Consider the following 12,016-nt stretch of genomic DNA (forward strand, 5'->3'; position numbering starts at 1 on the left):
AAAGTAGAAATTACTTCAATGATGCGGTTAGTTATGACGAAAGTTTAGGAGAATTCCATCGGCAATACTTCTTCATTCAGCAAGGCATAAAATTCAGGAACTTGAGATTCCACAAGTCGCAGTTCACTCGCGGCGATCGCCTCAAGTTCCAACACCGTCTCCCAGCGCAAATCCTCAACCCATCGCTTGAGAATGCCTTTAATCGCATCAACCCCCTGCTTGATACCAGAGCGAAGCATTTCCACGCAGTGGAGTAGCGTAATGCGATCGGTCGGAGGCGACTCAAATTCGGTAGTATCCTCCCCTTGGCAATGGGAGTTCCCTATAGCATCAAGGGGGGGTGTGGATACGGCCTGCTGATTAGGGTTTACACTATACGCAGCAGGGGTTTGAGGGGCATAATAGGTTGGATTTTCTTTTTGATTACGCTTTTCTACGCGATGAGCAATTACATGCATTGCAAATTCTAATTCCGATTTTGATAAAGAGAAAAGTTTCACCTGTTGACCGCGCTTGCCCTGCTTGCGGAAAGTCAACTTTAGCCCCAGCTGCTCTACTAAAGTGGCTAGCAACCAAATAGGTTTACAATCACTGGGAATAGTAAACCCAAGAATTGCTTTGACGTGAGCTGCACAATGTATAGCGATCTCCCTCATCTTAAGTAAGGTGGAATCGTCGGCGGTAACTTCTTCACCCTTCATTAAACTTAAGAGAATTTGATGCAGTCCCAGGTTAAATCTAGCAAGCCACCGTGCCGAGTAATTACCCCAGTCGATGCACAAAGGTAGATTGTCCCGCTCGGTGCGGTCTTTTTGGGTGACAATTGTTGGTGGGGTAGGATAACTTTGCCCAGTTTTGGGGTCAGTAAACGATTCTTCGGGTGGGGCTAAAATGGCCTCAAGTCCGGCGATCGCTCTTATTAAGCGACCACCTTTATCCATTTCTACGAGTGATTCGGTTACTTCGATGCCGTAAGAATCAGAAATGCGGAACTTTTCACATTCAAAAATTTCGCTAGGGTCAAGGTAATCTTTGCTCTGACGGGCGCGGTACTCACTCAAAGTAATATTGTTCGCCTTGGCAACAGCCGAATTGTGGGCACTATCCAAAGCTTGTGCTGCTGCTTTTAGACTTTCAAGAGATTGAGGATCTGAATCATTTCCCACATATATAAATGTATTGCCCATTTCGGTGAGAAGCGATCGCAAGTCATCGCGCAGATTATTGAGAGAATAGTGGCGGTTAGCCATAATTTGGCAGTAAGCCTCAAGCGCCCAATCTTTCTCGGCTCCGCGCTTGCCTGTTTGACGGTCAATCCGCAACAGAAAAGCGGTCATTTCATTGGTTTGGAGCAAGCGCTCTTTAATCTTGGATGCGTTTGTATCCTTGTAACCAAAGGGAGGACGCGGGGCCACCCAAATATGAAACGGGACTTTTGGGCGATAGCGGTACAGTTGTTGGGCGCATTCAGTAGCAGTTTGGGAAACGCCGTGAAAGACACCGAACACTAAGTCAAAATGATATTCAGAAATATCGACACCAGTACCGAGACTGGGAGAGGTGAACAAGGCATCAAAGTTTTTGACGGCGTTGGTGATATCTTTGATGAAAGCGACATTCTCATCACTGCCAGAATTGTCAGAGTGAACCGACCAGATACGACATTTTTTTTGTGTATGTGATTTTTCGGAGTTAGATTCTTCGTACTTGATAGTAAAGGATTTGTCGAGTTTTTTGATAAAACGCTTACTGTCACTTGCAACCATGACTTTCTCACCAAGCATCAGCGCTGCCGATATTTGGGCGACTAGGGCGCTTGAATTATCCCCCTCGTACCAATAAATTGTGCGTGAACCGTTTCGCCACTCGTTTTTAATGATGTAAGGTACTTCACCGAGTGGTCGCATTGCAAGAAAGAAGTTTACCGTTAAATCATCCATGTGTGCATCAGCGATGACGACCAGTGGCGCATTGTATACTATATATTCCAGTACCTCCAAAATGGCGGCACGGTGCTGTTTGCAAGTATTACTGTGCAGTAGGTGGGTGAGGTATTGGCAGGCTTCATCTATAAATATGCAGCCGTAAGTGAGAGACTGGGTATTCAGCTTATGCAAGCTGTCAATAGTAATACTAAGGGCTTGAGCCTGGGCTAAACCTGTGTAACCCAAGTCGGAATACATCGCCGTCCGCAAGCGTTCGGCAAGATTTTTCAACAAGTTAACCCGATGTCCATTGTTGAGAAATCTGGCATCAGGATTTTGGTCACGCCACCAGCGCATAAGTTCAGTTTTGCCTGTACCCATGTCACTCCAGAGTACGACTAGTCCTGATTTTGGGAAATTGAAGGTAGGGGATTTCTTCGATTTGTCTGAATCAACTCCGCTAGAATCCGTAGACTCCTTCTTTCTGTGATGTCCTTTTATAGATGGCGTGAAAAGTTGTTCCTTTTCAAGATCATAAAGCTCAGGTACTCTCAAGCATTTTTCTTCAAGTTCAGGAATGCACAAAGCCTCAGAAAGATACTTGATATTAATAGTGACATCTGGTTTGTATTTGCTAAGTCCCCATTTCTTAGCCCGATACGAGCGCTGGTAATCGGCAAGTGATTTGGCATCATCTACAATTGCAGTCAGTAGAGCGTTAGCATCAAGACCCCTGGCTACCACGAAATCATCTACACCTTTTTCTGGCCCCGGCAACAGCGCAACTTCACATTCACAACCTACTGCCTCAATCGCTTTGGCAGTCCGTACCGTTGCCTGGTAAACTGACCACCTGGTTTTAGAAGAAGTTTCGTAATCAAATAATATAATGAACTTGCGCCCCGCCTGAGCCATTGGTACTAAGTCAGGATGCAACCGTTCATCAAAATCTTGTTTGCCCACGCGCCCGTTCCAAATTCCCGGAAGTGCGATCGCTACAAACCCTAAAGAAAGCAAGCAGGCCGCTTTTTTTTCGCCCTCGCATAAGATAACTGGAATCTCTGGATGTTGCTTTACCCACTCCCAAAATATTAGTGGATTGAGTTGATCCAGTAAGCGCAATGTTAAAAGTGAATGATAGCGCTTAATTAAATAACGCTTTGCAACTTTGTCCCAGATGGGGTTAGCGACATCAAAGTAGGTAACGCGGTTGGGGGTTTTGGGTGGTGACTCGTATTTGACGGGTTTACCTTTTTGCCAATCAATACGGGGGAAGTTGGGCTTGATCCTTCCCCACTCCATTGGTTGCCAGTTTTTAAAGGGGTCAAGTGATTGAATCCAGGTTCCACCCAGTAATAGATGCTGATACATTTTTATGTATCCATCTGTTACCCGACCCGCATTCTTGCGTGGCAGTTTATCAGATATGAACAGGAAATCATAAACTGATTCTCCCTCAACGTGAAAGAAGTTGCGCTTAATCAACGCCGGATGAATGGCGCTACCAGCTAACAACTCATGGTATTGGGCTGCCGTGAGATTGTTTGGATATTCAGTTGTCGCTGCATTCATCGGTTCTCTCCAAGGAATTTTTTGGGGAGAACTCTTTCAAGCTGCGAAACTCTTGCTCTAGCCTGGATATTCCAAAAATTTCCCTTCGTCACAGCACAAAATTGCCATGCGAAAGCTGTACTCAACCCCATGCGCTTAACTACAGCGCTCTTAGGGTGTTCTCTGTTTGCCATGATATTTTTCCCTGATAACTTGGTTGACAAGCTTCAGAGGGGGTTTTATCAGTTATCAGTCAACAGTTAACAGTTATCAAATAAAGGTCTACTCCTACTGATAACTGGTAACTGATAACTGTTATTCGCGCTGCTACATCTTTTAGCTACAAAATTCGGAGTTTTTTCTTAACTAAATTTAATATTTCACTAACTTAAAGAATTTCAACAGCCAAAAATCCGCCACCAAAAATTCGACGATTTGGTGACAACCCCTGTATAATGGGGAAAGCAGCGCGGATTTAACTCAGTCGGACAAATTATTGTGGTAATCTTAGTCGCCAAACTTTAACAACCACTTATTTTGTTCCTTCGAGATCAACCCCGCTCTGAGGTTATATGAAATTTAAGATTCGTACAAAGCGCGACTCCCTAGTGGCGCTTTGTGCGTTAAATGCGAGTATTGTTGTAAATTCTTCACCTCTATCTCCTTTACGTAACTATTCAGCTTGATTTTACACAACTTGTGGTCTTTCCGTATCTAGCGAGATTCTGATTTTTGTTTGACTCCTCCATATTTATCAGCGTTTGTTCCAGCTTACCCTGATTGGGTAATCGCTTTTTCAAGAAGTAGCACCTAACGCAGAGGTTGTTTCTGCCTTGGGCTTGCGCTCGAAAACTTGTATGTTGGGTTTCTCTAACACGAAACCCTGTTCTGCTTGCTGTCCAAGTTTACCTACAATTGCTCCTACCCATTGAGAATAATTACTTGCAGCATCGGTCAGCTTCTTCCAAATCTTTACTTTAGCTGTGGCTGAAATGATTTGTCTGTTGCAGTCTAAGTCAAAATGCTGCCAACCGTTCTCTATGTCCTTAGGTTGTGGCAGTTCATTGATTTTAATTGTGATTTCTAGTTTGCCTGCAATCATAGCTACCTCTGTTAAAATGTGAGCGCTAATTCTGGTGAAGCATTAGATGTATGCACCAGTCCTGGTATATTTTTCCTAATATATTTTTTGACTATAGGTTGAAGAGTAAAACTAGCTTCTTCAGACGCAGAATCCTTAATAATTTCAATTAAAAACTGCTTTTCCAACCCTTCTAATGCTGTAATTAAATCTGATACTGATAACGATATTGATTCCTTTTGATTCAAGCCATTTAATAAGTTAGTAAACTTAACAGGTTTTGAGTTTAAAGTTAACTCCTCTGCTATATAAATCATAATTTGTTGTTGTATTTTACTCAATAAGTAACCAAAGGCTTTATCAAGCATTGCTTGAAATTGGCTACTGAAAAGTGTAGTTCTATTTTCAAAAAACTTTTGAACACTTCCGCCAAAAAAATGGTGAATTCGGGTAACTACCGTCTTTAGCTCTAAAGGATTGCCGTAGTAAATTTTAATTAATTCGTTGCATTTCTCTTCGTCATCCAATCCTTGATCAAATAAAAGTTGCATTGCAGGATCAGTCTCTAAACCTTTTATTTTTAGATATTCAATAGGACGTCCTGCTATTATAAGATCCTCAAATTCATCAGGAAAGACTCGATTAGTTAAGAGCAAGCAGCTTTGATCCATTTCCTCTATTAATCTGCGAAAAAATAATTTGTACTCTAAGTGTTGCTCTAAATTAGTTGTTTCAAACAAGGAATCAGATTCATCCAATACCAAAAGACATCGGCGCGATTGCATCTGCTTGATCAATGCTGAAACCATTGCTTGAGTAAATTTAGGTGAGTCTAGCTTAGGCTCTAAAGGTTGGATTAGCTCTATTAGCTCGGCTATAAAGTCTTCAAACAGTGGTGCATGGGCAACTGATTTCCAAATTATGCAATCAAATTTGGGTTTTGATTCTACACTAATCTCTTGTATTAGCTTTGCAGCTAATGCAGTTTTACCAATGCCTGCTACCCCTACTAACGATACGCAGCGTTGCTTTATTACTAATTCTTTTAAGCAAGATAGTTCTCCTGTGCGTCCATAAAAACTTGAGATGTCAGGAGGTTTACTTCCTATAATTTGTATCCGATTTTTGACAGGGGAGCTTTTTTCTTCACTAGTAGAAGCAGATTGAGCATAATACTCTTGTGCAACTTGCTCTAAAAAATTCCGTACATTCTTTTTAGTAACTCGCTTGCCATTTCCAATTGTTTTCGTGAGTATATCCCATAACCGAGTAGCTACACCTCGTTGTAAGTAATTGACGCTATAAGCTGAATTTTCTGCTATCTCTACAAACTCACGGTTATACCACGCTCCCCTCATAATAAGTATCTCTGGTTGAGATAAGTATCTACCTCTTTTGGCAAGTACTAAATCATTGACTATTACTAAAGTTTCATCAAAATTTACTGTCACAGAAGAGTGTTTTTGCCCTAAAAGCTCTTGTTTCTTTGAAACAAGGGGAGAATAAACTGGTGAATTTAGTATCTGGACAGCATTAGAATCCATAGTTATACTCATTCTGTTGTTCGAGCGAGCGACCAACCCCATACGCTTTTTCTTGATGCAGCCGCCAATTAATGGTGTCAAATACAACTCGGTGATACTTGATTTCTCTACTTGATAGCTGTTTGCTCCAAACAAATAATAACTCAAGTCACCAATTATGCAAAGGGGACGAAAGATAGAGTAGAATCATTACTTACGCACATCTTGAAAAAGTAGTTAATAAAACTACTGCCGTCACTAGATCACAGTAGCAGTTATCAAATGGATTACTTTAAATGCTGCTGTTAGACTATTACCGATACACAAATATTAACAACTTTCCTAGTTATTCTTTATTTTGAAGTTATAAAATATACTTTATTTATTGAAAATGACTACTCAAAATTTTAAATCTTCACTTACATTATCGTTGATAGGAAGAAAGACTAGATTTACGGTAGGTAGTTTATATTTGGCTATCCTCCTGCGAATGTGAGTTACTGTATAAATCCCCTATGCGAGCAACGTCAAAATCCTAAAGACATTGAAAAATGTCTTTTTTGTAGTACTTCGCTGCTAATTAATAACCGCATCCGCTTGATTAAGCCATTAAGACCTCTGAATGAAAATCCATTCAGCTATACTGAAGTTTTTGAAGTGGAGGATGCTGGTACTCAATGGAATCCTGTCCGCAAGCAGCGAGTTATGAAAGTTCTAAAATTGAACTCGCCTAAACTGGTTGAGTTAATCGAGCGGGAATCTCTTAGTTTACGGCTAATCCATCATCCAAAGATTCCCAAAAGTACCTTAGATGACTTTTTCACTTTTGTTCCTATCAATAGTTCTTTAACCTTACATTGCTTGGTTATGGATAAAATCGAGGGACAGAATTTAGACCAGTGGATAGAATCTAACGGGTGTATTTCGCAATCTCAAGCATTAGAATGGGTAAAACAATTAGTTGAAATTCTTGTCGCAGTACACCAGGCTAATTTTTTTCACAGAGATATTAAGCCTTCTAATATAATTCTCCAGTCAAATGATCAATTAGCATTAGTGGATTTCGGTGTGGTACGAAGAGTAACTAGCACTTACCTAGCTAAAATAAGTGGAAGTGGAGGAGATAGCACAACTAGAGGAGGAAAGTATGAAATTACATCTGTTGGTACACCTCGTTATTCTCCACCAGAACAAATGGATGGACAGGCAGTACCGCAATCAGATTTTTATGCTTTAGGTCGCACTTTCATCCATCTACTTACTGCAATTCAACTAATTGATTTACCTACAGACAAAAAAACAGGAAGATTAATCTGGAGAAACAAAGCACCGCAGATTGACAAACCTTTTGCTGATTTTATTGATGAGTTAACAGATCCTTTACCAGGGCAACGTCCACAAAGTACTCAAGTGATTTTGCAGAGGTTAAAAAATCTGCCTCAGCAAATTAAAAATTATAGATTAGCTAATTCTAAAATAGTTAAATATAGCAAGCTTGCATTAAGAGGTTTAATAATTGTTGGGGGTATTATTCTGTCTATACCCTTGTTAAGTAACTACTTAGTAACTCAAGGACGAAAGTTAGAAGCAGCAAATAATTCTCAGGGGGCGCAAGAGGCTTTTGACTGGGCTATTAAAATTAATCCTCAACTTAAGCCTGACGTTTCAGAATTCTATTTTGAGAAGGGGCGTGGTAGTACTAGTAACCTGGACCTAGCTAAAAAATACTATAAATTAGCAATTAAATATAATAATCAAAATTCGGAAATCTATACTAATTTGGCTGTGGTTTGCCAACAATTACAGCAATTTGAATGCGTAACTGATAACTATGGAAAGGCAATTGAGCTAGATCCTAATAATTGGCAAGGACATTACGGACTAGGGACATTTTATGATGAACAAGGAAAAGATGATTTAGCTGAAAAACAGTATCAGTTATCTATAAAAACTAGTAGCCAAGCCATTCTGCCCATCAATAATTTATCGAGATTGAAGATTATAAAAGGTGACTATAATGCAGCGATCGCTTTAGCGCAACAAGGTTTACAAAAAGCTAAAGAGCCTGAATTACGGGCTGTTTTGTATAAAAATTTAGGTTGGGCGCTCTTTGAGCAAAAGGAATATAGCCAAGCAAAGAAATATCTGGAAAAAGCCAAAGAATTAGATATACACAGAACATCTACCCATTGCTTGTTAGCGCAGGTGCAAGAAGCTCTAGGTGATGTTGATTATGCCTGGATTTCTTGGGAAATTTGTTTGCTAACTGAGTCTAGAGAGCCAGAGGTTTTCGGTTGGCGGTCGCAAGTATTAGAAAGAATCAGGTTAAAAGATCCTATTCGTCAAAGGGAAGAATGACACTTTATTTTATACCTAAACTTCCTGTATGCTATTAATATGCAAGTACTAACATAACAGTTTTTATGTTAATGGCAGATAGGCGAACAGACAAAGTAGGAAAAATAATCTACATTTTCCCAATTTCAATGATTGTATCAATAATCCTTTTTTTGGGTTTGAGCAGTGCATGGGGTCGCCAACTTAAATCAATAGGGAGTCGTGAGTGTAAGGCGAATGGTCGAGTTGTTAATGCAGGAGATCGTTTTTTGGCAGCAGGTAGTCAACTGTGCCCAGGAGATCGTATTAACCCAGTTAATGGACGCACAGTCAGTGCTTTGTGTTATTTAAACGGAAAACTTTTAGATTTCAAACAGAGTAAGATTTTCGATGCCTCTGACGAATGTTCATTGCCTCAGAAAAAAGCAAAGCTATGCACAGGACTGAACCCTAGCGGTTGCAATAATACTAAGAGTCCGCATGAGGATCAGGATATACCAACATTAATTAGTCCCTATGGCAGTTCCATGTTGAGTAGTCGGCCTAAAATATCTTGGTATGCGGTTTCTAATGCTATTAGCTATACAGTAATTGTGAGTAGCTACGAATTTTATTGGGAGAAAACAGTAGATAAAACTGTTACTACCCTGCCTTACCCCAAGGAACAAAAAGAGTTAAAACTTGGTAATACGTATAATTTTACTGTAATTGCAAACAAGGATAAATCTCTAGCAAGTTCCGAACCGTTAGTAATTATTGTTCTGCCAGAGAAAGAGCAAAATGAAATTAAACAAAGAGTCCAGCATATCAATGAATTAAACTTACCCCCAGACGAAGCAGCCATTTTCGATCTACATGCTATATATATGTCTAGAAATCTTTTGAATGAAGCGATTGAGGCGTTAGAAGCACGAGTAGCAGTAGGAAGTCAAAATCCTACCCTTTATAGAGTATTAGCAGATCGATATTTAGAAGCATGGTTGCCGAATGAAGCGCTTCGTAATTATAATGTGGCAAACGAATTGGCAAAACGTAGTAGAAACTTAGATGAATTAGCTAAAGTGCAGCAAGGAGTAAATTTAGTACAATTTTACAACCATCCGCCAACAAGAATAAATCCTGCCCAAAAATAAGGGTGGCTGTATCTAGAGTCTGATATTAAATTTAATTGCGCTTGACGCAATGCTTCTGCTTTGGGAACACCATTTTTCAAATTTTTGTAAAATTGTTCCATAAGTAAAGCAGTGGAGTCAGCGTCTACCTTCCATAAAGTTGCCACTGTACTTCTTGCGCCTGCTTGTGCAGCTACTCCAGCAATTCCTAGTGCTGACCTCTTATTGCCTTTGGCAGTCTGACAAGCACTTAAAACTAATAATTCAATTCCATCTTCATTGGATCGAGCGCTGAATTTTAGTAGGCTATAAAACTCTAGTGCGTTAATCGCTTTGTCCCAAGTAAAGAACATTGTCCTTTTAGCCTCAGAGCTAAATTGAGCGTGAGTAGTTAAATGAACAATAGGAAAGTTAAAACTACTCAACTGTTGCCCAAGCGCTTGACCAGTAAACTTTTCGTTTAGCAAAACTTTTGAAGAAGAAGTTTGTTGCTTTACATATTCTATCTCTTCTTTCACTTTTGGTAGTGCTTTCATATTTTCAAGAACATTTAAAGTCCTAAGACTGGGATTGATTTCAGACAGTCCACCAATTAAAGCTCTTAACTGCTCTTTAAGTAAGAGCTTGGGTTGTCGAACTCTAGAGCCTAAAGTTTGAGCAATACTATAATATTTAAATAAATAATCGTTACCATCATGAAGCAGCCCTATTGGTAAGCTTTGGAAAGATGTATCTAAAGTAAACACTAGTGTTCCTGATGAAGGCAAATATGTTTTTATGGGCGCGATTAGCAAGTCATAGAGTGACCGAGGAAAAGAAAGAATGTCAATTTCAGCGGTAGAGGACAATCGAAGGGATTGTAAGATTTCTAATAAATTATCAACATTAGTTTTAACTAGCCTAGAATCAACAGGATGGCTATGAAGGGAGCCATTAGCCAACTGTAAAATTACTTCTACACTTTCATCCAAATCAATTATGTGAACTACTGTCGGAGCGGTAGGCAAGTTTTTAACCTCGTTCAAAGGTATAATGTCAAGATTTCCGCACTGGAGAAAATTTTCTAGTTGAGCTATATGCAATCGTTCATTTGTCTGGATTACTCGTTCTAAGTCAGGATTAGGGGAAGCTAAGAGTAATCGCATATATTCTCGGTATATAGGCTCCACTTTTTCTTGAAAGGAAAATTGTAAATTTGCGTTATTTGGTAAGAGGTTTTTACGAACTTGAGTAATATTTTCAATTGCAGCACCATAAGCTTGAAGGGCTGCTTTAGTTCTTTTTTTCCTTTGGTATAATTTTCCTAATTCCTGTTGCCATTGGTAGGCAATATCTGATGCCTGAACTGACTGAGCTTGGCTTAAAGCTTGTTCAAAATAGGTTTGTGATTGCTTTGGATTTAATTTACCTAGAATACCAAAACTTTCTGATTTTAGCCGATGGTTGTTCGTGCTTTGAGCAGTTCGCAAAGCGCTTTTAGCGTATCCAATGGCTACTGAGCGTAATTGTTGATCTGAGATTTGATTCAGGCTGTTAGCAAAGTTAAGTTTGGCATAAACAGATTGACTAGCAGGTAATTGAGAAAATATTGAGGAGTTTTTTAACACTAAGTCAACTGCTGGCTGAATCTGTTCAGTAATACTAGCGCGAACAATAGCTAAATTCGTTTTACCTAATCTCACCTCTATCGTCAGCCATTCCTGAAAATCTAATAGTAAATTCAAGTGCTGTAATTGAGATTGTAATTGTACTTCTTGAGAAGTCGTTGATGAATTATTTATTTGCTGATAAATATCAAGGGACTCTAAGGCTTTTTTTTGAACTAAAAAGCTAGCTTCTTTTTTGAAAGCTGATTCTTCTATTGAACTATAATTATCTCTTGCTTGTTTGTAAAATGAATTTTCAGTATTTCCCAAAGAAAGTAAAATTCTACTATGGTCAGCAGATGAAAGATTTTTAGCTGTTGACAATATTTTTGCCAAAACTATTTTTGATTCATCTAACTTGCCAATTGAGCGCAATACATCTGCCAAGTTATGCCATGCAAGCAGATTCAGAGGTGTTGGCTTTTGCTGATCAATTGCTTTCGTCAGTAGTTCTGTTGTAGATTCAGTAGATTGCTCTGAGGGGATGGCGCAAATATCGGCATCTGTATCTAACTTCAAAGCTTGTAAAAGTGTAGTACAAGCTCGACGATTTAACCCTAAAGCTTGTAGGGCATAGTTCTGGTTGATTAAACTGCCTGTAACGCCCTCCTGATAGTGAATTTGACGATAAATTTTTGTGGCTTCTTCCCAGTCTTGAAGTGCTTCTACGGCTCGGCCTTCATCAAAAAAATTTTTTCCTCTTTGGGTTAATAATCGTGCCTGATTATGTCTTTTATCTGTAGCATAAGCAGGAGCAATAAATGCTTTGTTATTAAACGTAAATAACCCTGCAATGCTTAAAAAAAAGTATTTAGCCCAATCTCGACGTTTAATCATTAAT

At 39.4% G+C, this 12,016-nt stretch carries 6 protein-coding genes; 2 read left to right on the forward strand and 4 right to left on the reverse strand.

Annotated features, from left to right (window positions below):
* Positions 1-44: 44 nt before the first annotated feature.
* From H6G96_RS26090 to H6G96_RS26100, 3 genes are all read right to left on the reverse strand, one after another.
* Positions 45-3,497: a plasmid replication protein, CyRepA1 family gene (locus H6G96_RS26090; protein WP_190914907.1), complete on the reverse strand. Its 3,453-nt coding sequence runs from the start codon at positions 3,495-3,497 to the stop codon at positions 45-47.
* A 775-nt stretch (positions 3,498-4,272) separates the two neighbouring features.
* A complete protein-coding gene (locus tag H6G96_RS26095; RefSeq protein WP_190914909.1) occupies positions 4,273-4,578 on the reverse strand; it encodes a fertility inhibition FinO-like protein in 306 nt (101 codons plus the stop codon).
* Between the two features lie 11 nt (positions 4,579-4,589).
* The gene (locus tag H6G96_RS26100) at positions 4,590-6,248 is read right to left on the reverse strand and encodes an ATP-binding protein (protein ID WP_242063396.1); all 1,659 of its coding nucleotides are present in this window, start codon (positions 6,246-6,248) and stop codon (positions 4,590-4,592) included.
* A gap of 324 nt (positions 6,249-6,572) precedes the next feature.
* Here H6G96_RS26100 and H6G96_RS26105 point away from each other — a divergent pair, with 324 nt between their 5' ends.
* Both H6G96_RS26105 and H6G96_RS26110 read left to right on the forward strand, forming a co-directional pair.
* Positions 6,573-8,438 (forward strand): tetratricopeptide repeat protein, encoded by a 1,866-nt coding sequence (locus H6G96_RS26105; RefSeq protein WP_347242279.1) that lies wholly within the window; start codon positions 6,573-6,575, stop codon positions 8,436-8,438.
* A gap of 65 nt (positions 8,439-8,503) precedes the next feature.
* On the forward strand, positions 8,504-9,550 hold the full coding sequence (locus H6G96_RS26110; RefSeq protein ID WP_190914913.1) for a hypothetical protein: 1,047 nt from the start codon (positions 8,504-8,506) through the stop codon (positions 9,548-9,550).
* Here the strand turns inward: H6G96_RS26110 and H6G96_RS26115 are convergent.
* Positions 9,508-12,012, reverse strand: a complete 2,505-nt coding sequence (locus H6G96_RS26115; RefSeq protein ID WP_190914915.1) for a CHAT domain-containing protein — start codon at positions 12,010-12,012, stop codon at positions 9,508-9,510. The genes H6G96_RS26110 and H6G96_RS26115 overlap by 43 nt on opposite strands.
* Positions 12,013-12,016: the final 4 nt, after the last annotated feature.

It is taken from the genome of Nostoc sp. FACHB-892, from assembly GCF_014698795.1.
Lineage (GTDB): Bacteria > Cyanobacteriota > Cyanobacteriia > Cyanobacteriales > Nostocaceae > Nostoc.

Bases quoted from the DNA above. Each gene is read 5' to 3' on its own strand.
- H6G96_RS26115 (WP_190914915.1), bottom strand. From the start codon at position 12,012: ATGATTAAACGTCGAGATTGGGCTAAATACTTTTTTTTAAGCATTGCA.
- H6G96_RS26095 (WP_190914909.1), bottom strand. From the start codon at position 4,578: ATGATTGCAGGCAAACTAGAAATCACAATTAAAATCAATGAACTGCCA.
- H6G96_RS26090 (WP_190914907.1), bottom strand. From the start codon at position 3,497: ATGAATGCAGCGACAACTGAATATCCAAACAATCTCACGGCAGCCCAA.
- H6G96_RS26110 (WP_190914913.1), top strand. From the start codon at position 8,504: ATGTTAATGGCAGATAGGCGAACAGACAAAGTAGGAAAAATAATCTAC.